Source organism: Geodermatophilus obscurus, from assembly GCF_900115395.1.
In the GTDB taxonomy this organism is placed as follows: domain Bacteria; phylum Actinomycetota; class Actinomycetes; order Mycobacteriales; family Geodermatophilaceae; genus Geodermatophilus; species Geodermatophilus obscurus_B.
Genome location: NZ_FOWE01000003.1, coordinates 303,793 through 329,988, shown reverse-complemented (window position 1 = coordinate 329,988; position 26,196 = coordinate 303,793). Strand labels below are relative to the sequence as shown.

The following is a 26,196-nucleotide window of genomic DNA, read 5'->3' as shown; positions in this document are numbered from 1 at the left end:
CGCCGCCGACCGGACCGACCGTGCAGTTGCGGTCGCCGGGGACGGCGTGTGCGCACGTGTCGGCGACCGCAACTGCCCACTCGGGGTGGGGGGACGGCGGTGGTGAGCCTCCCGCGCGTGGTCGTCGCCGCGCCGAGCAGCAACGCGGGCAAGACGTCGGTCACGACCGGCCTGGTCGCCGCGCTGACCGCCCGCGGGTCCGCCGTCTCCCCGCACAAGGTCGGCCCCGACTACATCGACCCGGGTTACGCGGGCCTCGCCGCCGGGCGCCCGGGACGCAACCTCGACCCCTGGCTGTGCGGCGAGGAGCGGATCGCACCGCTGTTCCTGCACGGCGCCCGCGGGGCCGACGTCGCCGTCGTCGAGGGGGTCATGGGCCTCTTCGACGGCGCCACGCACCCCACCGTCGAGCCCGGCTTCGCCTCGACGGCGCACGTCGCCGGGCTGCTGCAGGCGCCGGTGCTGCTGGTCGTCGACGCGTCCTCGCAGGCCCGCAGCGTCGCCGCGCTGGTGCACGGGTTCGCCACCTTCGACCCGGCGGTGCGCATCGGCGGCGTGGTGCTCAACCGCGTGGGCAGCGACCGGCACGAGGCGATCCTGCGCGAGGCGCTGGGCGCCGCCGGGGTGCCGGTGCTCGGCGCGCTGCGGCGGATGAAGGCGCTGGCCACGCCGTCGCGGCACCTCGGTCTGGTGCCGGCCGCCGAGCGCTCGGCCGAGGCGCTGGCCACCGTCCGGCGCCTCGGCGAGGTGGTCGCCGCCGGCGTCGACCTCGACGCCGTCCTGCGGCTGGCCCGCACCGCACCCGACCTGCCCGCGACGCCGTGGGAGCCGGCCGCCGAGGTGACCCCGGTCCCCGGGCGGCCGCGGATCGCCGTCGCCGGGGGTGCGGCGTTCTCCTTCACCTACCGGGAGAGCGTCGAGCTGCTGGAGGCGGCCGGCGCCGAGGTGGTGACCGTCGACCCGCTGCGCGACGAGGCGCTGCCCGAGGGCACCGCCGGGCTGGTCGTCGGCGGCGGGTTCCCCGAGGTCTACGCGGACGCGCTGTCGGCCAACGAGACGCTGCGCGCCGACGTCGCCGCGCTCGCCGCCCGCGGCGGGCCGGTGGCCGCCGAGTGCGCGGGCCTGCTGTACCTGTCCCGCGAGCTCGACGGCGCCCCGATGTGCGGCGTGCTCGACGTCGCCACGCGGATGACGCCGCGGCTGACCCTGGGCTACCGCGCGGCCGTCGCGGTCACCGACAGCGTGCTGGCCCCGGCGGGCACGCGGGTCCGCGGGCACGAGTTCCACCGCACGACCGCGCTGCCCGCGGCCGGCCCCACCCCGGCCTGGCAGTGGTCGGCGGCCGGCCCGGAGGGGTTCGTCGCGGGCTCCGTGCACGCGTCCTACCTGCACCTGAACTGGGCCGGCAGCCCCGCGCTCGCCGAACGGCTCGTGGCCGCCTGCGCGGCGGCCGTCCCGGAGGAGGCACGCCGTGCACATCGCTGAGGGCTTCCTGCCGGCCGGCCACGCCGTCGGCTGGACGGTCGCCGCCGCCCCCTTCGTCGTGCACGGCGCCCGGGCGGTGGTGCGCGAGGTCCGGGAGAACCCGGAGTCCACGCTGCTGCTCGGCGCGGCCGGCGCGTTCACCTTCGTGCTCAGCGCGATCAAGCTGCCCTCGGTCACCGGCAGCTCCAGCCACCCGACGGGCACCGGCCCCGGGGCGATCCTCTTCCGCCCGCCGGTGATGGCGCTGCTCGGCACCGTGGTGCTGCTGTTCCAGGCCCTGCTGCTCGCCCACGGCGGCCTCACCACCCTCGGCGCCAACGCCGTCGCGTTCGCGGTGGTGGGCCCCTGGGCCGGCTACGGCGCCTACCGGCTCAGCCGAGCGGCCGGGGGCGGGCTGCTGCCCGGTGTCTTCGCCGGCGTCGCGGTGGCCGACCTCGCCACCTACGTCACGACGTCGCTGCAGCTGGCCCTCGCCTTCCCCGACGCGACCGGCGGCCTGGCCGGCGCGCTGGTCAAGTTCCTCGGCGTCTTCGCCCTCACCCAGGTGCCCCTGGCCATCGGCGAGGGCCTGCTCGGCGTGCTGCTGTTCCGGGTGCTGACGGTCAACGCGCGCCCCGAGCTCGAGCGCCTCGGCCTGCTGCGCCCGGCCGCCACGGAGCAGCCGACGGAGGAAGCGCGGTGACCCGCCGGCACCTGGTCACCGCGCTGCTCGTGCTCGCGGTGGTCGCACTGTTCGCCCTGCCGCTGCTGCTCGACGGCGGCACGTCGGACTACGCCGGCACCGACGCGGCCGTCACCGAGGAGCTCGAGGCCGGCGGCTACACGCCCTGGTTCGAGTCGGTGTTCAGCCCCGCGGGCGAGGTCGAGTCCGGGCTGTTCGCGCTGCAGGCGGCCCTGGGCGGCGGCGTCCTCGGCTACGTCCTGGGCCGCCTCCGCGGCCGGCGCGCCACCGCCGCCCGGCCCGGGGCCGAGCGCGCGGACGACGCATGACCGGCCTGGCGGTCGACGACGCCGCCTGGGCCAGCGCCTGGCGCACCCGCTCGCCGCTGGACAAGCTGCTGCTCTGCGGCGGCCTGGTGGGATGCGCGCTCGCCCTGCCGGTGTGGCCCGGCGGGGTGCTGGTGGCACTGGCGGCGGTCGTCCTCGCACTGGGTCCGGCCCGGGTGCCGGCCCGCACGTTCGGCCGGGCGGTGCGCTGGCCCCTGGCCTTCGTCGCCGTCGGGGCGCTCACCGCCGTCGTCACCGTCGACGGCGGTGGCCTCGGCTGGGCGCCCGGTGCCGGGGTGCGCGCCGGTGAGCTGGTCGGGCACTCGGTCGCCGGGGGTGCGGCGGTGCTCCTGCTGGCCACCACCACGCCGATGACCGACCTGCTCGACGCGCTGCGCCGGCTGCGCGTGCCGGCGGCCGTCGTCGACGTGGCGGGGGTGACGTACCGGATGCTGTTCGTGCTGCTGCAGAGCCTGCGCACCATCCGCGAGGCGCAGACCGCCCGCATGGGTCACTCGACCTGGCGGCTCTCCTACCGGTCGTCGGGGATGCTCGCCGCCGCCGTGCTGACCCGCTCCTGGGACCGCGCCCGCCGGCTGCAGGAGGGCCTGGCCGGGCGCGGGATGGAGGCCGGCCTGCAGGTCCTGCCGGAGGCGCGGCCCTCCTCCCCCGGGTTCCTGGCCGCGACCGCGGCCGGCCTGGCCGCGCTGGTCGCCGCCGGGGTGCTGGGCGCGTGAGTCACCGGACGATCACCGCCGAGCGCCTGGTGGTCGGCTACGGACGCGGCCGCCGGGTGCTCGACGGCGCCTCGCTCACCGTCCCCGCCGGCCGGCGCCTCGCCGTCCTCGGCGCCAACGGCTCGGGCAAGACCACCCTGCTGCGCTGCCTGTCCGGCGCGCTGCGGCCCGACTCCGGCGCGGTCGCCGTCGACGGGGCGCTGCTGCGGCACACCCGCGGCGGCCTGCGCGCGCACCGGCAGGAGGTCCAGCTCGTCCTGCAGGACCCCGACGACCAGCTGTTCAGCGCCTCGGTGGCCCAGGACGTGTCCTTCGGCCCGCTCAACCTGGGGCTGACCGCGGAGCAGGTGCGCGAGCGGGTCGCCGAGGCCCTCGCGCTGCTCGCCGTCGACGGCCTCGCCGACCGGCCCACCCACCAGCTGTCCTACGGCGAGCGCAAGCGGGTGGCCATCGCCGGCGCGGTCGCCATGCGCCCGTGCGTGCTGCTGCTCGACGAGCCCACCGCCGGCCTCGACCCCTCCGCCGTCGCCGAGGCGCTGGCCGCCCTCGACCGGCTGCGGGCGTCGGGCTCCACGGTGGTCATGAGCACCCACGACGTCGACCTCGCGCTGCGCTGGGCCGACGAGGTGGCCGTCGTCGTCGACCGGCGGGTGGTGCAGGGCCTGCCCGAGCAGCTCCTCGCCGACGACGACCTGCTCGCCCGCGCCCGGCTCGACCGGCCGTGGGCGCTGACCGTCGGCACGCGGCTGCGTGCGCTCGGCCTGCTGCCCGACGACGGCCCGCTCCCCCGCGACGCCCCGGCGCTGCTCGCCGCCCTGCCCGACCGGCCCGGCGTCTCCCCGTGGACGTGACCGTCGGCGTCGGCGCGGTCTCCGGGGTGTCGGTGGCGGAGGTGCTGGCCGCCGTCGACGCCGTCCTGCCCGCCGGTGCCCGGGTGGCGCGGCTGGCCACCCTGGAGGCCCGCGCCGCCGAGCCCGGGGTGCGGGACGCCGCCGCCGCCCGCGGCTGGCCGCTGACCGGGCACCCCGCGGCGGTCCTGGCCGGCGTGGCGGTCCCGTCCCCGTCGGCCCGGGTGGCCGCCGCGGTGGGCACGCCGTCGGTGGCCGAGGCCGCCGCGCTCCTGCACGGGGCGCGGCTGGTGGTGGGCAGGACGGTCCGCGGCCGGGTCACCGTGGCGGTGTCGGAGTGACCGAGGACGTCGACCTCGACCACCACGGCGACCTCGACCTGGCGCCCGGCCTGGTCGACCTCGCCGTCAACGTCCGCGCCGGCACGCCGCCGCCGTGGCTGCGGGAGGTCCTGGCCGCGTCCCTCGCCGACGTCGCCGCCTACCCCGACCTCCGCCCGGCCCGCGCCGCGGTGGCCGCCGCGCACGGCCGCGACCCCGCCGAGGTGCTGCCCACCGCGGGCGCCGCCGAGGCGTTCGTGCTGCTCGCGCGGGCGCTGCGGCCGCGCCGCGCGGTCGTCGTCCACCCGTCGTTCACCGAGCCGGAGGCGGCGCTGCGGGCGGCCGGTCACCCCGTCGAGCGGCTGCTGCTCGCCCCGCCCGCGCACCGGCTGGACCCGGCCGCCGTGCCCGACGACGCCGACCTCGTCGTCCTCGGCAACCCGACCAACCCCACCTCGGTGCTGCACCCGCACCGTGACGTCGCCGCGCTCGCCCGGCCCGGGCGGGTGCTGGTGGTCGACGAGGCGTTCGCCGACACCGTGCCCGGCGAGCCCGAGTCGCTCGCGGCGCGCACCGACCTGCCGGGCCTGGTGGTGGTCCGCAGCCTGACCAAGACGTGGGGGCTGGCGGGTGTGCGCGTCGGCTACGCGCTCGGGCCGGCACCGGTGGTCGCCGCTATGGCCGCCGCGCAGCCACACTGGCCGCTGTCGACCCCGGCGCTCGCGGCGCTGGCCGCCTGCACCACGCCGCAGGCCCGCGCGGAGGCCGGCGCCGCGGCCCGCGGGCTGGTCGCGCACCGGGCGGCGCTCCTGGCCGCCCTGCCGCCCGGGCTCGTCGTCGGGGAGCCGCGGTCGTCGTTCGTGCTGCTGCGCGTGCCCGGCGGCGCGCGGGTCCGCGCGGCGCTGCGGGAGCGGGGCTGGGCGGTGCGCCGCGGGGACACCTTCCCCGGCCTGTCCCCCGACCACCTGCGGGTGGCCGTCCGCGACCCGGCGACCTCGCGTGCGTTCGCCGCGGACCTCACTGCGATCCTTGACGGCGACATGCCGACGACGACGTCGCAGCAGGCCGCCGTCCCGGAGGAGCACCGCTGAGCGCCACGCCCGTCGACCCCGCGAGCGGGGTCGTCTACCCCGTCGGCCTGCGCCTGCTCGACCGCTCCGTGGTCGTGGTCGGCGGCGGCTCGGTCGCCCACCGCCGGGTGGCCGGGCTGCTCGAGGCGCGCGCCCGGGTCACCGTGGTCAGCCCCGAGGTCACCCCGGCGCTGGAGGCGCTGGTCGAGCCCGGCTCGCTGACCTGGGTGGCCCGCCGCTACCAGCCCGGCGACCTCGACGGCGCCTGGTACGCGGTCGCGGCCACCGACGACCCCGCCGTGAACGCCGCCGTGGCCGAGGAGGCCGAGCGGCTGAGGGTGTTCTGCGCCCGCGCCGACGACCGCTCGGCCTCCAGCGTGTGGACGCCCGCCGTCGGCCGACAGGGCGACCTCGTCGTCGGCGTGCACGGGGGCGGTGACCCGCAGCGGGCGGTCGGCGTCCGCGACGCCGTCGTCGCCGGGCTCACCGACGGCAGCATCCGCGACCGCGCCGCCCGCTCCCCCGAGGGCGGGCGCGCCGGCAGCGTGGTCCTGGTCGGCGGCGGCCCCGGCGACCCCGGGCTGGTCACCGTCCGCGGGCAGCAGGCGGTGGCGCAGGCCGACGTCGTCCTGGCCGACCACCTCGCGCCCCAGTCGCTGCTGGCCTCGCTGCCGCCGGAGGTCGAGGTCATCGACGCCTCGAAGCTGCCGCGCGGGCGGTCGATGGCGCAGGAGCAGATCAACGCGCTGCTGGTCGAGCGCGCGCTGGCCGGCAAGCGGGTGGTGCGGCTCAAGGGCGGGGACCCGTTCGTGTTCGGCCGCGGCATGGAGGAGCTCGAGGCGTGCGTCGCCGCGGGCGTGCCGGTCGAGGTGGTCCCCGGCGTGACCAGCGCGATCGGCGTCCCCGGGCTCGCCGGCATCCCGGTCACCCACCGCGGGCTGACCCACGAGTTCGTCGTCGTCTCCGGGCACGTGCCGCCCGGCCACCCGCAGTCGCTGGTCGACTGGACCGCGCTCGGCCGGCTGCGCGGCACCGTCGTGGTGCTCATGGGCGTCGACACCGCGGGGGCGATCGCGGCGGCGCTGGTCGAGCACGGCCGCGCCCCGCAGACCCCGGTGGCCGTCATCGCCGACGGCTCCACGCCCACCCAGCGCGTCGTGCGCACCACGCTGACCGGCCTGGCCGCGACGCTCGCCGACGAGGGCATCCGCCCGCCGGCCGTCTGGGTGGTCGGCGACGTCGTCGGCCTGGCACCGCAGCTCTAGCCGGCCACGACGGTCCGATCCGGCTCCGGCCCGGGCGCTCCTCCCAGCCCAGGCCCGGGCGCCGACCCGGGCGCCGTCCCCCCGCGATCATGGCGCCGGCGTGGTGACACGCCGCGCCGCCCCCGCGTGTCGCCACCGGACCTCCACGATCGCCGCCGAAGAACCAGCGGGGATAGCACTGGCGCTGCGGATGTAGCACTCCTACTATCTGCAGCATCCGACGGCGTCCCCCCGGAGGCGACGATGCCCCGTTCCGCTCCCCCGTCCGACGACCCGGTCATCGAGGTCCGCGACCTGCGGATGACCTACGGCACCACCGAGGTCCTCACCGGCGTCGACCTGACCGTCGACGCGGGCGAGGTCGTCTGCCTGCTCGGCCCCAACGGGGCGGGCAAGACCACCACCATCGAGATCCTCGAGGGCTTCCGGCTGCCGTCGGCGGGCGAGGTCCGCGTGCTCGGCGAGGACCCGGCGCACGCCGGGGACGCCTGGCGGGCGCGGGTCGGCGTCGTGCTGCAGTCGTGGCGCGACCACGCCCGGTGGACCCCGCGCCGGCTGCTCGACCAGCTCGGCGGCTACTACGCCGCCTACGGCACACCCGAGCGGCCCCGGCCCTACGCCGTCGACTGGTTGCTCGAGGTGGTCGGGATGGCCGAGTTCGCCGACCGGAAGATCGGCACTCTGTCGGGCGGCCAGCGGCGCCGGCTCGACGTGGCCGTCGGCATCATCGGCCGCCCGGAGCTGCTGTTCCTCGACGAGCCGACGGCCGGGTTCGACCCGCAGGCCCGCCGGGACTTCCACGACCTGGTGCACCGGCTCTCCGACCTCGAGGGCACGAGCATCCTGCTCACCACCCACGACCTCGACGAGGCCGAGAAGCTGGCCGACCGCATCCTGATCCTGGCCGACGGGCGCATCGTCGCCGACGGCAGCCCCGACGCGCTGGCCCGGCAGGTGGCGGGCACCTCGGAGGTGCGCTGGGCGTGCGGGCGGGAGCGGTACGTGCACGGCACCGACGACGTCGTCGCGTTCGTCCGGGGGCTGTTCGAGCAGCACGGCGACGAGCTGACCGATCTCGAGGTCCGCCACGCCAGCCTCGAGGACACCTACCTGGCGATGGTGCAGCGGTCCGAGACCGGCGCACCGGCCGCGCCGGCGCTGGTGGAGGTGACCCGGTGAACGCCACCCGCAACGCGCTCGCGCTCGGCGTCCGCCGCGGCTGGACGGAGTTCCTGCTCAGCCTCCGCAGCCCCCAGGACCAGGGCTTCTACCTGTTCATGGGCCTCGGCACCCTGCTCTACCTGTGGTTCAACCGGGACGAGCAGATCGACGGCACCGGCATCTCGGTGGTGGCCTACAGCCTGCCCGGCATCCTCGCCGCACTCCTGGCCTTCGGCGTGGTCATCGGCCCGGCCTTCTCCCTGGCCATGGAGCGGGAGGACGGGACGCTGCTGCGGCACAAGGCGGTGCCCCACGGCATGCAGGGGTACGTGACCGGCCAGGTCGTCCTGCACTCGCTCGGGTTGGTGCCCCTGCTCCTGGTCATCCTCGTGCCGAGCTTCCTGCTCTTCGACGGCGTGATGGACCGCGGCGCCGCGGGCTGGCTCACCGTGACCTGGGTGGTCGTGCTGGGGCTGCTCGCGACCCTGCCGCTGGGCATGGTGATCGGCTCGCTGGTGCCGAGCACGCAGAAGGTCACCACCTGGGGGATGCTCCCGGTCATCGTGGTCACGGCGATCTCCGGGGTCTTCTTCCCGGTCCAGGCGCTGTGGGGCTGGGTGCAGGCGGTCGCCCAGGTGTTCCCGACCTACTGGATCGGCCTGGGCATGCGCTCGGCGTTCCTCCCCGACGCGGCCGCCGCCGTGGAGCTCGGCGACTCCTGGCGCACGGGGACGACGGTGCTCGTGCTGGCGGCGTGGGCGGTGGCGGGCCTGCTGCTCACCCCGCGGGTGCTGCGGCGGATGGCCCGCCGGCAGTCCGGCTCCTCGGTGGCGGCGGCGCGCGACCAGGCGGCGCAGTGGGTCCGGTGACCCGGTGGGTCGGGTGACCCGGTGGCTCCGGTGAGCGGCGACAGGGACGCGGTCTACAACCGGATCGCGATCCTGCGCGCCGAGCAGGGCGTGACCCGGCGGGAGCTGGCCGATGCGCTCGGCGTCCACTACCAGACGGTGGGCTACCTCGAGCGCGGCGAGTACAACCCGAGCCTGAACCTCGCGCTGCGCATCGCGGAGTTCTTCGGGCTGCCGGTGGAGGTCGTCTTCTCCACCCGGCCGTTCCCGCGGATCAGCGACGCCACCCGGCCGGCCCCGGGCGAGCCGGACGGGCAGGCGGACGGTCTCGCGGCGGGCTGAGGAGCGTCAGCCCCGGCCGGCCGGTCCCCCGACCCGGCCGGCCGGGGGCAGCCGGCGCAGCAGCGGCGACAGCCGCCGCGCCCCCGGACCCTCGGCGGCCGCGGCGTCGCCGGGGTTGGACAGGCCGCACGAGGTGAGCGACAGGCAGCCGCAGCCGATGCACGACGACAGCCCGTCGCGCAGCTGCACCAGGGCGGCGATCTGCTCGTCGAGCCGGTCCCGCCACCCCCGCGAGAGCCGCTCCCAGTCGCGGGCCGACGGCGTCCGGCCGTCGGGCAGCGAGGCCAGCGCCTGCCGGATCTCCGGTAGCGACAGGCCCACGTTCTGCGCCGCGCGGACGAAGGCGAGCCGCCGCAGCACCGAGCGCGGGTAGCGCCGCGCGCCGCCCGCCGTCCGCTCGGGCGCCAGCAGCCCCTCGGCCTCGTAGTGCCGCAGGGCCGACGGCGTCAGGCCCGCGCGCGCCGCCACCTCCCCGATCGCCAGCAGCTCCACGCCGCCCCCTTGACCTCGAGTCGACTTCAGGTCGCAGCGTAGCCCCATGACACCCACCGCCCTGGTGACCGGCGCCTCCCGCGGCCTCGGTCTCGCCCTCGCCACCGAGCTGTCCCGCCGCGGATGGCGCCTCGTCGTCGACGCCCGCGATCCCGCCCGGCTGGCCGCCGCCGTCGCCTCCCTCCCCCGTCCCGACCTGGTCACCGCGCTGCCCGGTGACGTCGCCGACGCCGACCACCGCGCCGCGCTGGCCGCCGCGGCCGGCGACTCCCTCGACCTGCTCGTCGCCAACGCCTCCGCGCTCGGCCCGACGCCGCTGCCCCGGCTGGCCGACCTCGCCGCTGCCACGCTGGAGGACCTGCTGCGGGTCAACACCGTCGCCCCGCTGGCGCTGGTGCAGGCGGTGCTGCCCGCGCTGGAGCGGTCCGGCGGCACCGTCGTCACGATCACGAGCGACGCCGCCGTCGAGGCCTACGAAGGCTGGGGCGGGTACGGCGCCAGCAAGGCCGCGCTGGACCTGCTGACCGCCGTCCTCGCCGTGGAGCACCCGCGGCTGCGCGTCCTCGCCGTCGACCCCGGCGACATGGCCACCGACATGCACGCGGCCGCCGACCCCGGCGCCGACCCGGCCGGCCTGGCCGCCCCCGAGGACGTCGCCCCGGCACTGCTGCGGGTGCTCGACGGCGGCGTCCCCGGTCCGCGCGTGCGGGTGACCGACCTGGCGGAGGTGGCCCGGTGACCGCCCTGACCGTCCCCGTGGGCGCGGCGGCCACCGTCCCGCCGGAGCGGCGCGGCCTGGCCCGCGACGGCGTGCGGCTGATGGCGGTCCGGCCGCACGTCCTCACGTCCGCGCGCTTCTCCGACCTCCCCGACCTGCTCGAGCCCGGCGACCTGGTGGTGGTCAACACCTCGGGCACGCTCCCGGCACGGCTGACGGCCCGGCGGACCGACGGCGCGACCACCCCCGTGCACGTCTCGACGACGCTCGACGACGGCGCCTGGGTGGTCGAGGTGCGCCGCCCGACCGACGACGGGCCCGAGACCGGCGTCGAGCCCGGCACGGCGCTGGACCTCCCCGGCGGCGTCCGGCTGGTCCTGCGCGCCGGCTTCCCCGACCCGGGCCGCCCCGGCCGGCTGTGGCGGGCGCACGCCTCACCCGCGGTGTCGGTGCCGGGGTACCTGGCCCGGTACGGCCGGCCGGTGCGCTACGGGCACCTCGGCGCCGCTGTGGACCTCGCCGACGTGCAGAACGTCTACGCCACCGAGCCCGGCAGCGCGGAAAACGCCAGCGCCGGCCGGCCCTTCACCGAGCGGCTGCTCGTGCGGCTGGTGGCCCGGGGCGTGCCGGTGGTCCCGCTCGTCCTGCACGCGGGCGTGTCCAGCCCGGAGCTGCACGAGCCCCCGGCACCGGAGCGCTACCGGGTCCCGGAGGTCACCGCCCGGCTGGTCACCGCGACGCGGGCCGCCGGACGGCGGGTGGTCGCCGTCGGCACCACGGTCACCCGGGCGCTGGAGACGGTGACCGGCGAGGACGGCGTCACCCGGCCCGGCGAGGGCTGGACCGACCTGGTCCTCGGCCCGGACCGGCCGGCCCGTGCGGTGACCGGCCTGGTCACCGGCCTGCACGAGCCCGAGGCCAGCCACCTGCTGCTGCTGCAGGCGGTGGCCGGCCCCGACCTGGTCGCCCGCGCCTACGACGCCGCCGTCGCCGGCGGGTACCTGTGGCACGAGTTCGGCGACTCGATGCTGTTCCTCCCCTGAGCGGTGGCGCGCGGGCGTCCCCGCGGCGAGGCTGGGAGCGCCGGACGACCGGGCCAGCACGGCCCGACTCACCGGCCGGACACCCCGGAGGCCGGGATGCCAGGCGCGTGGCTGCTGGGATCGGCACAGGACGCGACGACCACCGGGCGGGCGGCCGGGGACGGCGGCGGGCGGCCGTCCGACGGGGAGCCGCCGCGGGCGGTGCTGCTGGGCCTGCGCCCGCAGGACGCCGGCGGCGACCCGGCGGACCCGCTCGACGAGCTGGAGCGCCTGGCGCAGACCGACGGCGTCACCGTCGTCGGGCGGATGGTGCAGGCTCGCGAGCGGCCCGACCCGGCCACCTACCTCGGCTCGGGCAAGGTGGCCGAGCTCGCCGCCCTGGTCGACGAGGAGGGCGCCGCGCTGGTCATCGCCGACGGCGACCTCTCCCCGGGGCAGGTGCGCAACCTCGAGGACCGGGTCGGCGCCCGCGTGGTGGACCGGACCGCGCTGATCCTCGACGTCTTCGCCCAGCACGCACGCAGCAGCGAGGGCCGGGCGCAGGTGGAGCTCGCCCAGCTGGCCTACCAGCTGCCCCGGCTGCAGGGGCAGGGGACGGCCCTGTCGCGCATCGGCGGTGGCCGGACCGCCGGAGGCGCGGGGGCCGGCGTCCGCGGGCCGGGCGAGCAGCGCCTGGAGACCCAGCGCCGCCACCTGCGCCGCCGCATCACCCTCCTGCGGCGCCAGGTGCAGCAGACCGCGGCGCGGCGGCAGCGGACACGCATCCGCCGCCGGTCCGCCCGGGTCCCGTCGGTGGCGCTGACCGGGTACACCAACGCCGGGAAGTCCGCGCTGCTCAACCGGCTGACCGGCGCCGACGTCCTGGTGCAGGACGCGCTGTTCGCGACCCTGGACCCGACGGTCCGCCAGGCCCGCACCCCCGACGGCGGGCCCTTCACGCTCACCGACACCGTGGGCTTCGTCCGCCACCTCCCCCACCAGCTGGTCGACGCCTTCCGGGCCACGCTGGAGGAGGTGGTCGAGGCCGACCTCGTGCTGCACGTCGTCGACGCCTCCGCGCCCGACGCCATGGCCCAGGTGACGGCGGTGCGCGGCGTCCTCCACGAGATCGGCGCACGCGACCACCCCGAGCTGCTGGCGCTCAACAAGGTCGACGTCGCGCCGGACGGGTGGCTCGCCGGACTGCGCAGCGCCTACCCCGACGCGGTGGCGGTCTCGGCCGTCACCGGTGAGGGGATCGAGGACCTGCGGGCCGCGATCGCCCGCGCGCTCGCCCGCTGAGCCGCCTCCTCACAGGCCCGCGGCGGCCTCGAGCAGCACCTGCCGGTGCGCCGGCGGGCGGCCGGGGCAGGCGGTGCACATCCCCTCGCCGGGGAGCCGGTAGAGCAGGCAGCAGGAGGCGCGGCGGACGAATCGGGTGCCGCCGACGTCGGTGAAGCGCGGCGCCGGCAGCGGGTCGCCGACCGCGGCGGCCACCGGTGCGGCCAGCGCGGTCACGGTGGCGACGTCGCCCAGCGCCCGTCCCACGGCCAGCAGCCGTCCGGCCAGCGAGTCGGTGGCCACCGCCCACAGCGGCCGCTCGCGCAACCCGCCCGCCGCGGCGACCGCGCCGATCGCCGCGGCCAGCGCCGCGCGGAGGTCCGCCGCCGGGTCGGGACCCGAGGGAGCGGCCGAGACCCCCGCCAGCAGGGTGCCGCCGACCTCGTACAGCGTCGTGTCGGCCAGCCGCGCCGACAGCGGCCGCGCGGTCGCCAGCCCGGCCGCCACGGGGGTCAGCAGCACCGCCGAGGCCGAGTACCACCAGACCGTGGCGAGCACCCGGCGGTCGGTGCTGCGGTACCGGCGGCCCAGCCCCGTCACCCGCTCCGCCGTCCAGTCGGCGTCGGCGAGCAGGGCCGCCGGGAACGGGCGGGCCGAGGGCGGGGCGAGCAGGCCGAGGCCGGCCGCGCCGGGCACCCGGGCCGCCACGGCCGCCTGCGGTCCGCCGTCCACCGGCCCAGTCTGCGGCAGCCCGTCCCGGTGACCTGACCCGCGGGCCGCCGGGGCCCTACGGTGTGTGCTGGGACACGCCGCCGGCCGGCGGCGGACGATCCGAGACGGAGGGAGCCCCGCGTGAGCGAGTCGAACGGGTCGGAGGGCCGCCGCTTCCCGGCGCCGCAGCAGCTGGCCGCGTCCGCGAACGTGGGCCCGGACGTGTACGCGCGGGCCGAGGCCGACCGCCTGGCGTTCTGGGCGGAGGCCGCGCGCCGGCTGACCTGGACCCGGGAGTGGGACGAGGTCCTCGACTGGAGCAACCCGCCGTTCGCCAAGTGGTTCGTCGGCGGGAAGCTCAACGTCGCCTACAACTGCGTCGACCGGCACGTCGAGGACGGCCACGGCGAGCAGGTCGCCTACCACTGGGAGGGCGAGCCGGGCGACACCCGCACGATCACCTACGCCCAGCTCAAGGACGACGTCTGCCGGGCCGCCAACGCGCTGGTCGAGCTCGGCGTGCAGGCCGGCGACCGCGTGGCGATCTACATGCCGATGATCCCCGAGACGATCGTCGCGATGCTCGCCTGCGCCCGCATCGGCGCCGTCCACATGGTGGTCTTCGGCGGCTTCTCCGCCGACGCGCTGGCCAGTCGCCTGGACGACGCCGGCGCCGTCCTGGTGGTCACCGCCGACGGCGGCTACCGCCGCGGCGCCCCCAGCGCGCTCAAGCCGGCGGTGGACGACGCCGTGGGCCGGAGCCCCGGCGTGCGCAACGTGGTGGTCGTTCGGCGGACCGAGCAGGACGTCGAGTGGACCGAGGGTCGCGACCTGTGGTGGCACGACGTCGTCGACCGCCAGCCGGCCGAGCACGAGCCCGAGTCCTTCGACGCCGAGCACCCGCTCTACATCATGTACACGTCCGGGACGACGGCGAAGCCGAAGGGGATCCTGCACACCTCCGGCGGCTACCTGACCCAGGTCGCCTACACGCACTGGGCGACCTTCGACCTCAAGCCGGACGACGACGTCTACTGGACCGCCGCCGACGTCGGCTGGGTCACCGGCCACAGCTACATCGTCTACGGCCCGCTGGCCAACCGGGCGACGTCGGTGATGTACGAGGGGACGCCGGAGACGCCGCACCGCGGCCGCTGGTTCGAGCTGATCGAGAAGTACCGCGTCTCGATCCTCTACACCGCACCCACGGTGATCCGGACGTTCATGAAGTGGGGCGAGGACATCCCGGCCGGCTTCGACCTCACCTCCCTGCGCCTCCTCGGCTCGGTCGGCGAGCCGATCAACCCCGAGGCGTGGCTCTGGTACCACCAGAACATCGGCGGCGGGCGCTGCCCGATCGTCGACACCTGGTGGCAGACCGAGACCGGCGCGCACATGATCACCCCACTGCCGGGCGTGACCTCGGGGAAGCCCGGGTCGGCGCAGACGCCGTTCCCCGGCATCTCGGTGAAGGTCGTCGACGACGAGGGCAACGAGCTCGGCGACGACTCCTCCGGCCTGCTGGTGCTCACTGCACCGTGGCCGTCGATGCTGCGCACCATCTGGGGCGACGACGACCGCTACGTCGACACCTACTGGTCGCGCTTCGGCAAGGAGGTCTACTTCGCCGGCGACGGGGCGAAGAAGGACGCCGACGGCGACATCTGGCTGCTCGGCCGCGTCGACGACGTGATGAACGTGTCGGGGCACCGCATCTCCACCACCGAGGTGGAGTCGTCACTGGTGGGCCACCCGACGGTGGCCGAGGCGGCGGTCGTCGGCGCGAGCGACCCGACCACCGGGCAGGGCATCGTCGCGTTCGTCATCCTGCGCGGGAACGCCGAGGACTCCGGCGACGAGCTGGTGAAGGCGCTGAAGGCGCACGTCGCGAAGGACATCGGCCCGATCGCCAAGCCGCGCCAGATCATGGTCGTGCAGGAGCTGCCCAAGACCCGCTCCGGCAAGATCATGCGGCGGCTGCTGCGCGACATCGCCGAGAACCGCGAGCTCGGCGACGTCACCACCCTGACCGACTCCTCGGTCATGAACCTGATCAAGGACAAGCTCCCCGCGAGCAGCGGCTCCGAGGACTGACGAAGCACCTCGCTGCCCCCAGCCCTGGTTCCGCTCGCGCCGGGGCCCTGCAGCGAGGCCGTTCCAGCCCGTCACCGGCGTCCCCCACGCGCACCCGCGGGGGACGCCGGGGCGCGCGTCCGGCGATCATGGGGGACGATCACCCGAGGCCGCTCCCAGCGGCCGCCGAGCCCGACCAGGGAGGAGCCCCCGTGGCCCACAGCGCGTCGTCCACCCAGCCCACCGGGCGGCATGCCGGCAGCGACGACCCCTCGATGGGGACGCTGGTGCAGAGCGCCATGGCCGACGTGTCCACGCTGATCCGCGCGGAGATCGAGCTGGCCAAGGCCGAGATCGGCCGCTCGGCGAAGAAGGCCGGCGTGAGCGTCGGGCTGTTCGCCGTCGCGGGCGTCCTGGCCGCCTTCGCCGGCATCTACCTGTTCGTCACGCTCGCCGAGCTGTTCACCTGGCTGGGCCTGCCGCGCTGGGTGTCCTACCTGATCGTCACCGTCGGCCTGCTCGTCGTGGCCGCCGTCGCCGGGCTCGTCGGCTTCCGGATGCTGAAGAAGATCGACAAGCCCGAGCGGACGATGGAGTCGCTGCGCGAGCTGCCCGACGTCATGCACCGCGAGGCGCCCGGCACCCGCCGCCGTGCCCTGCCGACGGTGAGCAACGGGCGCGTCGAGCGGCGCTCCCCCGACACCTACCTGGTCTGAGCGCCCGGACACCGGGGCGGGGCGGGGGCGTCCCCGCCGACCTGCGGCCCGACGCCACCAGCGTCCTGCTCCCCGGCCCCTGGCTGCACCGCGACGCCTCGGCCAACGGCGTCCGGCTGCACCTGGCCGAGGCCGGCCAGGGTCCGCTGGTGCTGCTCCTGCACGGGTTCCCGCAGTACTGGTGGACCTGGCGCGCCCAGCTGCCGCTCCTCGCCGACGCCGGCTTCCGCGCCGTCGCGCCCGACCTGCGCGGCTACGGCGCCAGCGACAAACCGCCGCGCGGGTACGACCTGCCGACGGCGGCCAGCGACGTCGCCGCCCTCGTCCGGGCGCTCGGGGAGAAGGACGCCGTCGTGGTCGGGCACGACTGGGGCGGGCTGGTGGCCTGGACGATGGCCGCGCTGCACCCGCGGGTGGTGCGCCGGCTGGTCGTCGTCTCGATGGCCCACCCGCGGCTGCTGCGCGCCGGGCTGCGCGACCGGGCGCAGCGGCGGGCCCTGCGGCACGTCCTGGGCTTCCAGCTGCCGCGGCTGCCCGAGTGGCGGCTGACCCGCGCCGACGACGACCCGGTGGCCGACTTCCTGCGCCGCTGGGCCGGTGCGGACTGGACGGCCACCCCCGACTTCGCCGAGGCGGTGGAGCGCTACCGGTCGGCCGCGCGCATCCCGCAGGCCGCGTACGGGTCGATGGAGTACTTCCGCTGGGCCGGCCGCTCGCAGGTGCGGCCCGACGGGCTGCGGTACGCCCGCCGGATGGCCGCCCCGGTCACCGCGCCGACACTGCAGTTGCACGGCGCGCTGGACCCGCTGGTCCTGCCGCGCACCGCGCGCGGGTCGGGCCGCTACGTCGCCGGTGCCTACGAGTGGCGGGAGCTGCCCGGCATCGGCCACTTCCCGCCCGAGGAGGCCGCCACCGAGGTCGGCACCGCCATCGTCACGTGGGCCACCTCCTGAGGCGAGGCGCTGGAACGGCCCCGCTGCAGGGTCCCACCCTGAGCCTGGGAAGGGCCGGGGGCACTGGGGTCCTTCATTCGCAGGGACCGGTGTCGGCGGGGGCGGTGGCGACCGCGCCGGCCTCCGCCGCCGGGGCCACCTGCTGCGCGGTGAGGGCGTAGCCCGTGGCCGGGTCGTCGATCGCCGAGGCGAAGACGACGCCGATCACCTGCCCCGCGGGGTCGAACAGCGGGCCCCCGGAGTTGCCGGCGCGGACGTCGCCGCGGAGCGCGTAGACGTCGCGCTGCACGGTCTGGCTGCTGCGGAAGTCGGGGCCGCTGATCGGGCCCTGGTCGCGGATGCGCGCGGGGCCCACGAAGAACGGGCCGCCACCGGGGTAGCCCATGATGATCGCGTCGTCGTCGGTGTCGGACACGACCCCGGAGAAGGCCAGCGGCACCTGCGGCAGGCCGGGGACCGCGAGCACCGCGACGTCGACCTCCTCGTCGACGAACACCGGCGTCGCCTCGTACTCCTCGCCCTCGGCCTCCACGACGGGGTCGCTCACGCCCGCCAGCACGTGTGCGTTGGTCATGACGCGGCCGGGTGCGTAGACGAAGCCGGACCCGTCGATCTGCCGCGAGCACGACGGCGCGATCCCGCGGATCTTCACCACCGAGCCGCTCACCCGGCCGACGACGGGGCTGGCGGCCAGGGCCTGGTCGGGCGCCTCGACCTCGCGGGCACGGGTGGGGGTGAGCGGGTCGAGGACGTCGGGCAGGCCGCGGCGGTCGATCGCCTGCCGCAGCGAGTCGTAGACCGCACGGACGCCGTCGGGCACCGCCCGGTCCACGGCCGCGACCAGCGCGGACTCCCGGACCTGCCCGGCCAGCTGGGGGAAGGGCGCGGTGGCCAGCGGTGAGGCCACCATCCACGCGACCAGCAGCACGGCGACCGCGGACACCACCGCCCCCGCCACGGAGTCGAAGACCTCGGCGGGCTCCCAGGTCAGCCGGCTGCGCACCGCCCGCCCGACGGCCCCGGCGAGCAGCTGACCGAGCAGCGCACCGGCGAGGACGACGACGAGCGCGGCGAACACCCGGGTGACCGGCGTGCTGTCGAGCCGGTCGGCGACGGGCCCGGACAGCTGGGCGCCGAGCACCGCGCCGCCGAGGAAGCCCAGGAACGACGTCGCCGACACCAGCAGGCCCTGCCGGAAGCCGGTGAAGGCGAAGACGAGCGCGAGCGCGATGAGCGCGAGGTCGACCAGCGACATGGCTCAGCCGCGCACCGTCATCACGCCCACCTGGCCGAGCTGGGTGTGGAAGCTGCACTCGAAGGGGTGCTCGCCGGGGAGGGTGACCTCGAACTCGATCGTCTCGGTCTGCCCCGCGGCGAGCAGCGGGATCTCCTCGGAGATCTCCTCGACGCCGGCGCCCGGGGTGAAGCGGAAGTTGTGGGTGGCCTGCGACGCGGTGCTCTGCACGGTCAGCCGGACCCGGCCCGGCGCCACGGTGAAGGTCTCGGGGAGGAAGACGTAGTCGTCGGGCGTCTGGATGGTGACCTCCTGGACGCCGTCCTCGGCGACCGTCACCGTGCCCAGCGACGGGTCGGACGACGACGGAGCCGCCGTCCCGCCGCCGGTCCCCCCGCCGGAGCCACCGTCGGAGCCGCAGCCGGCGAGCACGCCGGCCGCGAGCACGGCACCGGTGACCGCCGCCGGCAGCCGGCGCGTCCACATCCCGCTCATCGCCGTCCTCCTCATCGGCGCGGAACGGTACGCGCGGCGGGCCCACCGGACGCGCCGTCGACGACCGTCGGCGCGGCGGCGTCCTCGGTGCCGCCCTCCCCCAGCGAACCGGGTGCCGCGGCCGGCCGCGTCCCCGTGACCTCCAGGGGCCGCACGTCGCGGGCGTCCCAGGGCCGGGTCAGGCCCGCGGCGTCGAGGACCGCGTCGAGCAGGGCCGCGGTGAAGCCCCAGACGACCATGCCGGCGACCCCGAACGCCGGGCCGACGTAGCCGACCGGGTGGCGCACCCGGAACCGGTTGGCGGGGTCGGTGAGGTCGGCCAGCGGCACCCGTGCCACCCGCGCCACCTCCCGCGGGTCGCCGACCTCGACGTCGGCGGGGTCGTCCCACCAGGCCACCACGGGGACGACGAGGTTGTCCGACGGGCCGAGGAACAGCTCGGGCAGGGTCGCGAGGACCCGCACGCCGGCCGGGTCGACCCCGGCCTCCTCCTGCGCCTCGCGCAGCGCCGTGCCGACCGGGTAGTCCTCGCCGGGGTCGGCGCCGCCGCCGGGGAAGGCCGGCTGCCCGGCGTGCGTGCGCAGCCGCGCCGACTTCTCGATGAGCAGGACGTCGGCGCCGCGCGGGCCCTCGCCGAAGAGGATCAGCACCGCCGAGCGGCGGGCGGTGCCGGTGGCCGGCTGGAGGCGGTGGCGCAGCGGCAGGTCGGCGGAGGCGGCCAGCAGCCGCCGCAGGTACCCCGGCAGGCCGCCGGTGTCGACGCCGGGCAGCGGGCCCGGCAGCGGGCCGGTCACAGCTGCACCCCGAGGTGCTCGGCGACCAGCGCGCGCAGCTCGTCGACCGAGGCGACCGGGCCCACCTCCGTGTGCACGAGCGCGCCGTCGGCGTCGACGAGGTAGGTGAAGGGCAGGACGTTGACCCCCAGCTCGTCCATCAGCTCCCCGCCGCGGTCGTAGGCGCTGGGGAAGGTGACCCCGGCGTCGGTGGCGAACGAGTCGGCCTGCGGCACGCCGTCCTTGCTGATCACACCGACCACGGCGACCCGGCCGGCGGCGGCGTCGGCGAGGTCCTGCACCAGCGGGAGCTCCTCGCGGCAGGGGGCGCACCAGCTCGCCCACAGGTTCACCACGGTGGGCACGCCCGGGGCGCGGCCGAGGTCCAGCTCGCCGCCGCCCGGACAGGGCAGCGCCACCGGCGGCAGCGTCTGCGGCCCCGCCGCCGGCTCGTCGGGCTGCTCGGGGCAGGCCTGCAGCGGCGCGCTCCACGTGGTCGTGGCGGCCGCCGGGGCCCCGCCCGCGTCGGCGTCACCGGCCGCGGTGCAGGCCGACGTGAGGAGCCCGAGCCCGAGCAGGAGCGCCGCCGCGCGCCGGGCGCTCACTCGGTGTCCGACGCCGCCGGCGTCTTGACCAGCTTCAGAGCAGCCTCCGGGTCGGTGGGGCCGATGCCGTAGGACGGGCACCAGCGGGCCAGCCCGCACGCGCCGCAGGCGGCCTTCTTGGCGTGGCAGACCCGGCGGCCGTGGAAGATCACGCGGTGGCTGAACATGGTCCAGTCGCGCTTGGGCACCAGCTCGGCGATCTCGGCCTCGACCTTGACCGGGTCCTCCTCGGCGGTCCAGCCGAAGCGGCGGACCAGCCGGCCGAAGTGGGTGTCGACGGTCAGCCCCGGCACGTCGAAGGCGTTGCCCAGGACGACGTTCGCCGTCTTGCGGCCCACGCCCGGCAGCGTCACGAGGTCGGCCATCCGGCCGGGGACCTCGCCGTCGAACCGCTCGACCAGCGCTCGGGCCAGGCCGAGCACGGAGTTCGCCTTGGCGCGGAAGAAGCCGGTGGGCTTGAGGATCTCCTCCAGCTCGGCCCGGTCGGCGCCGGCGAGCGCGGCCGGGTCCGGGTACCGGGCGAACAGCCGCGGCGTGACCTTGTTCACCGTCTTGTCGGTGGTCTGCGCCGAGAGCACGGTGGCCACGAGCAGCTCGAAGGCATCGGTGAAGTCCAGCTCGCAGTGCGCGTCGGGGTGGATGACGGCGAGCTCGCGGGCCATCCGGCGGGCGCGGCGGGTGCGGGCCAGCGGCGTCTCGTCGGGGTCGAAGGGGACGGCCGCCGGGCGGCGGGCGGGAGCGCGACGCGCCGCGGGGCGCGCGTAGGCCGGCGAGGACACGCGATCGAGCGTAGGCGTCACCGGCGACGGTCCCGGACGCGTGTCATCATCGCGACGACAGGCCCGCACGCCGCGACCGGAACGAGAGGTGACCGTGGTCGCACTCATCGTCATCCTCTTCCCGCCCATGGTGATCGCGTTCCTGCTGGTGATGGAGCGCGTCGAGGAGCCCCTCCGCCGGCCGACGTCGCCGCGCGAGGTCGTCGAGTTCCTCGAGTCGGCCACCCAGGGCGAGGTCGACACGCTGGCCGCCTCCGGCATCCGCCGGGCCATGGCGCGCTGGCGCCGTCGCCGCCGCTCACGGGCGCAGCAGCGCAGCGAGACGCTGGTCTAGCCGGTCGTCCCGGCCGGTCCGCCCCTCCCCCTCCCGGGGCACCGCACGATCACCGAACGGGTGACGACGGGCACAGCCGCCTAGACTCCCCCTGGATGCGGGCGCCCATGCCCCGCAGGCAGACGCGAACGGTGGGGTGGGGAACACGTGGTGGACGAGGTGCTGGCCCAGTCCGGGCTCTTCCAGGGGCTCTCGGAGGAGGCCGTCGACCCGGTCGCCAGCCGTCTGGAGACGCTCACCCTCCCCCGCGGACGGGTGGTGTTCAACGAGGGCGAGCCCGGCGACAGCCTCTACATCGTGCTGAGCGGGAAGATCAAGCTCTCCCGCCGCTCCCCCGACGGCCGCGAGAACGTCCTGGCCGTCATGGGCCCCTCCGACCAGTTCGGCGAGCTGTCGGTGTTCGACCCCGGCCCGCGCACCGCCACGGCCACGGCGGTGACCGACGTGAAGCTGGCGAAGATGCCGCAGTCGGTGCTGCGCCCCTGGATCGAGGCGCACCCGGAGGTCGGTGAGCGGCTGCTGCACGTGCTCGCGCGCCGGCTGCGCCGGACCAACGACTCCGTGGCCGACCTGATCTTCACCGACGTCCCCGGCCGCGTGGCCAAGGCGCTGCTGCAGATGGCCGACCGCTTCGGCAGCCGCGAGGCCGACGGCCTGCGCGTCAAGCACGACCTCACGCAGGAGGAGCTGGCCCAGCTCGTCGGTGCCTCGCGCGAGACGGTGAACAAGGCGCTGGCCGACTTCGTGCACCGCGGCTGGATCCAGCTGCAGGGCAAGTCGGTCGTCGTCCTCGACGAGGACCGCCTCCGCCGCCGCGCGCGATGACACCGCGGTCCTCCCGGACCGCCACGGTTTGCGGGCCCGCGCGTCCACTGCTGTCGTCGCGGCAGCGGTGTCGTGGCCGGTGGTGGGCCCGGAGGGTCCCCGGCGGACGCGACGGTGGGGCTCGGTGCGGGTCGGGGAGGGCACCTGGCCGCGGTGTGACCCGGAGGGTCACGAAGGCAACGGCACGACCATGCCGATGCGGGTGCCGTCGGGCAGCTCGGCGTAACGCCCCTCGGGGGTCGTCCGCAGCTCCGGCATGATCGGCACGAGCGGCTCCGGCGGGCTGCCGGCCAGCGCCGACGCGACGTCGGGGAAGGCGGCGAGCTGGCCGAGCGTGTGGATGGTCGGCGGCAGCATCGGCCGGGTCCCGGCGCTCATCTCCGCGAGCGCGGCGGCCGGCGTCAGCCAGCCGGCCTCGTCGGCCTCACCGGAGACGTCGCGCGCCTCCTGCCCCGCCGGCAGGCCCGCGGCGAAGAACCGGGTGTCGTACCGCCGGGTCTCCTGCGGCGGTGTGATCCAGTGCGCGAACGGCCGCAGCAGGTCCGAGCGCAGCACCAGCCCGCGGCCGGCCAGCAGCTCGGCCAGCGACAGGTCCCGGGTGAGCAGGGCCTGCCGCTGGGCCTCCCACTCGTCGCCGGAGACGTCCGGCACGACGTCGGGGCCGTCGGGCGGGCCGGCCAGCAGCACGCCGGCCTCCTCGAAGGTCTCCCGCACCGCGGCGCACACCAGCTCCCGCGCGACCCGCTCCTCGCAGCCCAGTGACGCCGCCCACTCCGCCGGCGCCGGCCCGGCCCAGGCGACGTCGACGTCGCCGTCGCGGGGGTCCACCCCGCCACCGGGGTAGGCGGTCATCCCGCCCGCGAACGGCATGCCCCGGGTGCGCCGCAGCAGGTGGACCTCCAGGCCCGCCTCGCCGTCGCGCAGCAGCAGGACCGTCGCCGCCGGGCGGACCGCCGCACCCGTCACGGCACGACGCAGTCGTCGGCGGCCCCATCGCAGGGGCCGGAGGCTCCCCGACCGGGACGCCGGGTGCGGCCCGGTGCGCCGTGACCGGGCACGTGGCCGCGGTCGGAGCCCGGTGGGGCGACCATCAGCGGAGCTCGACGGTGAGCTCGATCTCGACCGGGGCGCCCAGCGGCAGCTCGGCGACGCCGACCGCGCTGCGGGCGTGCCGGCCGGCCTCGCCGAACACCTTGCCGAGCAGCTCGCTGGCGCCGTTGACCACGCGCGGCTGGCCGCTGAAGCCCTCGGCGCTGGCCACGTAGCCGACCACCCGCACCACCCGGGCCACCTGGTCGAGGCCGACGAGCTCGTCGACGGCGGCCAGCGCGTTGAGCGCGCACAGCTTCGCGTCGGCGGCGGCGTCCTCGGGGTCGACCGAGCCGCCGACCTTGCCGGTGCGCCGCAGCCCGCCGTCGACGAACGGCAGCTGGCCGCTGGTGAACACCAGCTGCCCGGAGCGCACGGCCGGCACGTACGAGGCCACCGGCGCGGCTACCGGGGGCAGCCGGATGCCGAGCTCGGCGAGCCGGGCGTGCCAGCTCTGCGCCTGGGCCCCCTGTCCGGAGGTCATCGCGACGCCCTCAGCCGATCGGGCGCTTGAGGTAGGCGACCGGCTGCTCGGACCCGCCCGGGCCCGGCAGCACCGTCACCAGCTCCCAGCCGTCGGTCCCCCACGAGTCGAGGATCGCCTTGGTGTTGTGGATCAGCAGCGGGATGGTGGCGTACTCCCACCTGCGACGGGCCGGTTCGCTCATGGGGGACGACGCTAGCGCAGGACCCGGCACCGCCCATCGGCCCCGCTGCAGGGCCCCGCGCCGAGCGCGCGAGGCGTGGGGGGCAGCGGGGTCCCTACCCTGGTGCGGGTGAGCCCTGACCTCCCCGTGCGCTGCCACGTCGTGACCGGGAAGGGCGGGACCGGCAAGACGACGGTCGCCGCGGCCCTCGCCCTGGCCCTGGCCTCCGAGGGGCACACCGTCCTGCTCGTCGAGTGCGAGGGCCGCCAGGGCATCGCCCAGCTCTTCGACACCCCGCCGCTGCCCTACGAGGAGCGCCGGGTCGCCGTCACCCGCGGCGGTGGGGAGGTGCGGGCCCTCGCGATCGACGTCGAGGAGGCCCTGCTGGAGTACCTCGAGATGTTCTACAACCTCCGCCGCGCCGGCCGGGCGCTGCGCCGCATGGGCGCCGTCGACTTCGCGACCACCATCGCGCCGGGCCTGCGCGACGTGCTGATCACCGGCAAGGTCAAGGAGGCGGTCACCCGCCGGGTCGACGGCCGCCGCGTGTACGACGCCGTCGTCGTCGACGCCCCGCCCACCGGCCGGATCACCCGGTTCCTCAACGTGACCAGCGAGATGGCCGGCCTCGCCCGCTCCGGCCCGATCAAGACCCAGAGCGACGGCGTCATGGCCGTCATCCGCTCGCCGCAGACGGCGGTGCACCTGGTCACCCTCCTCGAGGACATGCCGGTGCAGGAGACCGCCGACGCCATCGCCGAGCTGACCGCGGCCGGCCTGCCGGTCGGGTCGGTGCTGGTCAACATGGCCACCGAGCCCGAGCTCCCGGCCGCCGAGCTGGTGCGCGCCGCCGAGGGCCGGCTCACCGGTGCCGACCTCGCGCCCGGCCTGACGGCGGCGGGCCTGCCCGAGGACGCCGAGCTGGCCGACGCGCTGGCCGCCGAGGTGGTCGAGCACGCGCAGCGGTGGGCCGCCCAGGACGCGCTGCGCGCCCGTGTGCACTCCCTCGGCCGGCCGACGGTGGAGCTGCCCCTGCTGCCGGGGCCCATGGACCTCGGCTGCCTGTTCGAGCTCGCCGGCCGCCTCGAGGACCACCTCGGCGCGGAGGTGGCGGCGTGACCGCGGCCGCCGACGGCGCGACGCCCCGTCCGGCCCGCCCGGCGCGGCAGGCGCCGCCCGTGGACCTCGCCGCCCTGATCGCCGACCCCGACACGCGCATCATCGTCTGCTGCGGCTCCGGCGGGGTGGGCAAGACGACGACGTCGGCGGCGCTCGCGCTGGCCGCCGCGGAGGCCGGCCGCCGGGTCGTCGTCCTCACCATCGACCCCGCGCGCCGCCTGGCCCAGTCCCTCGGCCTGGAGGAGCTCGACAACGAGCCGCGGGAGGTCGACGTCCCGGGGATCCCGGGCCGCCTCGACGCGATGATGCTGGACATGAAGCGCACGTTCGACGACATCGTCGTGGCGCACTCGACACCCGAGCGGGCCGAGCAGATCCTGGCCAACCCCTTCTACCAGACCCTGTCCTCGTCCTTCGCCGGGACGCAGGAGTACATGGCGATGGAGAAGCTCGGGCAGCTGCGCACCGCCGAGCGGTGGGACCTGATCGTCGTCGACACGCCCCCGTCCCGGTCGGCGCTGGACTTCCTCGACGCGCCCAACCGCATGAGCCGGTTCCTCGACGGGACGATGATCCGGGTGCTCACCGCGCCGGCGCGGGCCGGCGGGCGGGCCGGGTTCAAGTTCGCCAGCGCCGGCTTCCTGATCTTCACCCGGATCATCTCCAAGGTCCTCGGCGGCCAGCTGCTCCGCGACATCTCCGCGTTCGTCTCCGCCCTCGACACGATGTTCGGGGGCTTCCGCGAGCGGGCCACCGCCACCTACGAGCTGCTGCGCCGGCCGGGGACCTGGTTCGTCGTCGTCGCCACCCCGGAGCCGGACGCCCTGCGCGAGGCGTCCTACTTCGTCGACCGGCTCTCGGCCGAGGGCATGCCCCTGGCCGGGCTGGTGCTCAACCGCACCCACCCGCCGGCGAGCACCCGGCTGTCGGCCACCCGGGCCGAGGCCGCCGCGGAGGCCGCCGCCGAGGCCGACGACGGGTCCCCGGCCGCCCTCGTCGCCGGCGCGCTGCGCGTGCACGCCGACCGCATGACGCTCGCGGCGCGCGAGCAGCGGCTGGCCGACCGGTTCACCAGCGCCCACCCCGAGGTGGGCATGCGCGCGGTCCCGGCGGCCGCCGGCGACGTCCACGACCTCGAGGGGCTGCGGGTGATGGCCGAGGCGCTGACCGGTCCCGACGGCGACACGCCGACGGGTGTGCCCCGGACACGCGTCCTGCCCGCGCGCCGCGCCTGACGGGACGCCCGGGGCCCCCGCGCGCCGTACAT

General features: G+C 76.7%; 31 protein-coding genes. 21 read left to right on the top strand and 10 right to left on the bottom strand.

The annotated features are described in order from the left end of the window. Positions 1-102: 102 nt before the first annotated feature. From BM165_RS07625 to BM165_RS07575, 11 genes are all read left to right on the top strand, one after another. A complete protein-coding gene (locus BM165_RS07625; protein ID WP_075013101.1) occupies positions 103-1,485 on the top strand; it encodes a cobyrinic acid a,c-diamide synthase CobB in 1,383 nt (460 codons plus the stop codon). Beyond that, positions 1,472-2,167, top strand: a complete 696-nt coding sequence (locus BM165_RS07620; RefSeq protein WP_075012902.1) for an energy-coupling factor ABC transporter permease — start codon at positions 1,472-1,474, stop codon at positions 2,165-2,167. The genes BM165_RS07625 and BM165_RS07620 overlap by 14 nt, the downstream gene beginning before the upstream one ends. After that, positions 2,164-2,475 (top strand): energy-coupling factor ABC transporter substrate-binding protein, encoded by a 312-nt coding sequence (locus BM165_RS07615; RefSeq protein ID WP_075012901.1) that lies wholly within the window; start codon positions 2,164-2,166, stop codon positions 2,473-2,475. Before BM165_RS07620 ends, BM165_RS07615 begins: the two co-directional genes overlap by 4 nt. After that, complete coding sequence (gene cbiQ / locus BM165_RS07610) at positions 2,472-3,209, top strand: cobalt ECF transporter T component CbiQ (protein ID WP_075012900.1); 738 nt, start codon at positions 2,472-2,474, stop codon at positions 3,207-3,209. The genes BM165_RS07615 and cbiQ overlap by 4 nt, the downstream gene beginning before the upstream one ends. After that, positions 3,206-4,060 carry an energy-coupling factor ABC transporter ATP-binding protein gene (locus BM165_RS07605; RefSeq protein WP_075012899.1) on the top strand — a complete coding sequence of 285 codons (855 nt, stop codon included), beginning with the start codon at positions 3,206-3,208 and terminating at the stop codon, positions 4,058-4,060. The genes cbiQ and BM165_RS07605 overlap by 4 nt, the downstream gene beginning before the upstream one ends. Continuing rightward, positions 4,051-4,398, top strand: a complete 348-nt coding sequence (locus tag BM165_RS07600; protein ID WP_244274115.1) for a cobalamin biosynthesis protein — start codon at positions 4,051-4,053, stop codon at positions 4,396-4,398. Before BM165_RS07605 ends, BM165_RS07600 begins: the two co-directional genes overlap by 10 nt. Further along, entirely contained in the window at positions 4,395-5,468 is a 1,074-nt protein-coding gene (cobC, locus tag BM165_RS07595) for an Rv2231c family histidinol phosphate aminotransferase CobC (RefSeq protein WP_075012898.1), read from the top strand. Before BM165_RS07600 ends, cobC begins: the two co-directional genes overlap by 4 nt. Then, on the top strand, positions 5,465-6,712 hold the full coding sequence (gene cobA / locus BM165_RS07590; protein WP_075012897.1) for a uroporphyrinogen-III C-methyltransferase: 1,248 nt from the start codon (positions 5,465-5,467) through the stop codon (positions 6,710-6,712). Before cobC ends, cobA begins: the two co-directional genes overlap by 4 nt. 243 nt (positions 6,713-6,955) lie before the next feature. After that, entirely contained in the window at positions 6,956-7,891 is a 936-nt protein-coding gene (locus tag BM165_RS07585; protein ID WP_075012896.1) for an ABC transporter ATP-binding protein, read from the top strand. Continuing rightward, positions 7,888-8,742 (top strand): ABC transporter permease, encoded by an 855-nt coding sequence (locus BM165_RS07580; RefSeq protein ID WP_075012895.1) that lies wholly within the window; start codon positions 7,888-7,890, stop codon positions 8,740-8,742. Before BM165_RS07585 ends, BM165_RS07580 begins: the two co-directional genes overlap by 4 nt. A 30-nt stretch (positions 8,743-8,772) precedes the next feature. Continuing rightward, the gene (locus tag BM165_RS07575; RefSeq protein ID WP_075012894.1) at positions 8,773-9,063 is read left to right on the top strand and encodes a helix-turn-helix transcriptional regulator; all 291 of its coding nucleotides are present in this window, start codon (positions 8,773-8,775) and stop codon (positions 9,061-9,063) included. Between the two features lie 6 nt (positions 9,064-9,069). On the opposite strand, the gene soxR is transcribed toward BM165_RS07575, so the two are convergent. Next, positions 9,070-9,555, bottom strand: a complete 486-nt coding sequence (soxR, locus tag BM165_RS07570) for a redox-sensitive transcriptional activator SoxR (protein WP_244274113.1) — start codon at positions 9,553-9,555, stop codon at positions 9,070-9,072. Positions 9,556-9,601: 46 nt separating this feature from the next. On the opposite strand from soxR, the gene BM165_RS07565 reads away from it, so the two are divergent. The 3 genes from BM165_RS07565 to hflX all read left to right on the top strand — a co-directional run bounded on the left by BM165_RS07565 (position 9,602) and on the right by hflX (position 12,597). Next, positions 9,602-10,294, top strand: a complete 693-nt coding sequence (locus BM165_RS07565) for an SDR family NAD(P)-dependent oxidoreductase (RefSeq protein ID WP_075012892.1) — start codon at positions 9,602-9,604, stop codon at positions 10,292-10,294. Next, positions 10,291-11,316 (top strand): S-adenosylmethionine:tRNA ribosyltransferase-isomerase, encoded by a 1,026-nt coding sequence (locus BM165_RS07560; protein ID WP_075012891.1) that lies wholly within the window; start codon positions 10,291-10,293, stop codon positions 11,314-11,316. Before BM165_RS07565 ends, BM165_RS07560 begins: the two co-directional genes overlap by 4 nt. A 96-nt stretch (positions 11,317-11,412) precedes the next feature. Next, a complete protein-coding gene (gene hflX / locus BM165_RS07555; RefSeq protein WP_075012890.1) occupies positions 11,413-12,597 on the top strand; it encodes a GTPase HflX in 1,185 nt (394 codons plus the stop codon). Between the two features lie 9 nt (positions 12,598-12,606). On the opposite strand, the gene BM165_RS07550 is transcribed toward hflX, so the two are convergent. Continuing rightward, the gene (locus BM165_RS07550; RefSeq protein ID WP_244274112.1) at positions 12,607-13,308 is read right to left on the bottom strand and encodes a (2Fe-2S)-binding protein; all 702 of its coding nucleotides are present in this window, start codon (positions 13,306-13,308) and stop codon (positions 12,607-12,609) included. A 120-nt stretch (positions 13,309-13,428) separates the two neighbouring features. Between BM165_RS07550 and acs the strand changes: the two genes are divergently transcribed. The 3 genes from acs to BM165_RS07535 all read left to right on the top strand — a co-directional run bounded on the left by acs (position 13,429) and on the right by BM165_RS07535 (position 17,029). Beyond that, positions 13,429-15,381 carry an acetate--CoA ligase gene (gene acs, locus BM165_RS07545; protein ID WP_075012889.1) on the top strand — a complete coding sequence of 651 codons (1,953 nt, stop codon included), beginning with the start codon at positions 13,429-13,431 and terminating at the stop codon, positions 15,379-15,381. A gap of 191 nt (positions 15,382-15,572) precedes the next feature. After that, positions 15,573-16,076 (top strand): phage holin family protein, encoded by a 504-nt coding sequence (locus tag BM165_RS07540; protein WP_075012888.1) that lies wholly within the window; start codon positions 15,573-15,575, stop codon positions 16,074-16,076. A gap of 149 nt (positions 16,077-16,225) precedes the next feature. After that, complete coding sequence (locus BM165_RS07535) at positions 16,226-17,029, top strand: alpha/beta fold hydrolase (RefSeq protein WP_244274111.1); 804 nt, start codon at positions 16,226-16,228, stop codon at positions 17,027-17,029. Between the two features lie 73 nt (positions 17,030-17,102). Here the strand turns inward: BM165_RS07535 and BM165_RS07530 are convergent, their stop codons facing one another. Genes BM165_RS07530 through nth form a run of 5 tightly spaced genes read right to left on the bottom strand, consistent with a single transcriptional unit; the run spans position 17,103 to position 20,915 of the window. Next, positions 17,103-18,284, bottom strand: a complete 1,182-nt coding sequence (locus BM165_RS07530) for a MarP family serine protease (RefSeq protein ID WP_075012886.1) — start codon at positions 18,282-18,284, stop codon at positions 17,103-17,105. 3 nt (positions 18,285-18,287) lie between these two features. After that, positions 18,288-18,758, bottom strand: a complete 471-nt coding sequence (locus BM165_RS07525) for a cupredoxin domain-containing protein (protein WP_075012885.1) — start codon at positions 18,756-18,758, stop codon at positions 18,288-18,290. Between the two features lie 11 nt (positions 18,759-18,769). Then, positions 18,770-19,552, bottom strand: coding sequence for an NUDIX hydrolase (locus BM165_RS07520; RefSeq protein WP_244274110.1), 783 nt, complete (start codon positions 19,550-19,552; stop codon positions 18,770-18,772). Beyond that, positions 19,549-20,136, bottom strand: a complete 588-nt coding sequence (locus tag BM165_RS07515) for a TlpA family protein disulfide reductase (protein WP_075012884.1) — start codon at positions 20,134-20,136, stop codon at positions 19,549-19,551. The genes BM165_RS07520 and BM165_RS07515 overlap by 4 nt, the downstream gene beginning before the upstream one ends. After that, positions 20,133-20,915 (bottom strand): endonuclease III, encoded by a 783-nt coding sequence (nth, locus tag BM165_RS07510; RefSeq protein ID WP_075012883.1) that lies wholly within the window; start codon positions 20,913-20,915, stop codon positions 20,133-20,135. Before nth ends, BM165_RS07515 begins: the two co-directional genes overlap by 4 nt. 88 nt (positions 20,916-21,003) lie before the next feature. Between nth and BM165_RS07505 the strand changes: the two genes are divergently transcribed. Continuing rightward, on the top strand, positions 21,004-21,249 hold the full coding sequence (locus tag BM165_RS07505; protein ID WP_244274109.1) for a hypothetical protein: 246 nt from the start codon (positions 21,004-21,006) through the stop codon (positions 21,247-21,249). 150 nt (positions 21,250-21,399) lie between these two features. Further along, positions 21,400-22,074: a Crp/Fnr family transcriptional regulator gene (locus BM165_RS07500; RefSeq protein WP_075012882.1), complete on the top strand. Its 675-nt coding sequence runs from the start codon at positions 21,400-21,402 to the stop codon at positions 22,072-22,074. 168 nt (positions 22,075-22,242) lie between these two features. On the opposite strand, the gene BM165_RS07495 is transcribed toward BM165_RS07500, so the two are convergent. The 3 genes from BM165_RS07495 to BM165_RS24700 form a co-directional block, all read right to left on the bottom strand. Next, positions 22,243-23,040, bottom strand: coding sequence for an NUDIX hydrolase (locus BM165_RS07495; protein WP_075012881.1), 798 nt, complete (start codon positions 23,038-23,040; stop codon positions 22,243-22,245). Between the two features lie 124 nt (positions 23,041-23,164). Next, complete coding sequence (locus BM165_RS07490) at positions 23,165-23,647, bottom strand: RidA family protein (protein ID WP_075012880.1); 483 nt, start codon at positions 23,645-23,647, stop codon at positions 23,165-23,167. A gap of 10 nt (positions 23,648-23,657) precedes the next feature. Then, positions 23,658-23,831 (bottom strand): Sp36 family protein, encoded by a 174-nt coding sequence (locus BM165_RS24700; RefSeq protein ID WP_177225141.1) that lies wholly within the window; start codon positions 23,829-23,831, stop codon positions 23,658-23,660. A gap of 108 nt (positions 23,832-23,939) precedes the next feature. On the opposite strand from BM165_RS24700, the gene BM165_RS07485 reads away from it, so the two are divergent. Both BM165_RS07485 and BM165_RS07480 read left to right on the top strand, forming a co-directional pair. Further along, entirely contained in the window at positions 23,940-24,929 is a 990-nt protein-coding gene (locus BM165_RS07485) for an ATPase BagA (protein WP_075013096.1), read from the top strand. Next, positions 24,926-26,164: an ATPase BagB gene (locus BM165_RS07480; protein ID WP_075012879.1), complete on the top strand. Its 1,239-nt coding sequence runs from the start codon at positions 24,926-24,928 to the stop codon at positions 26,162-26,164. Before BM165_RS07485 ends, BM165_RS07480 begins: the two co-directional genes overlap by 4 nt. Positions 26,165-26,196 lie beyond the last annotated feature (32 nt).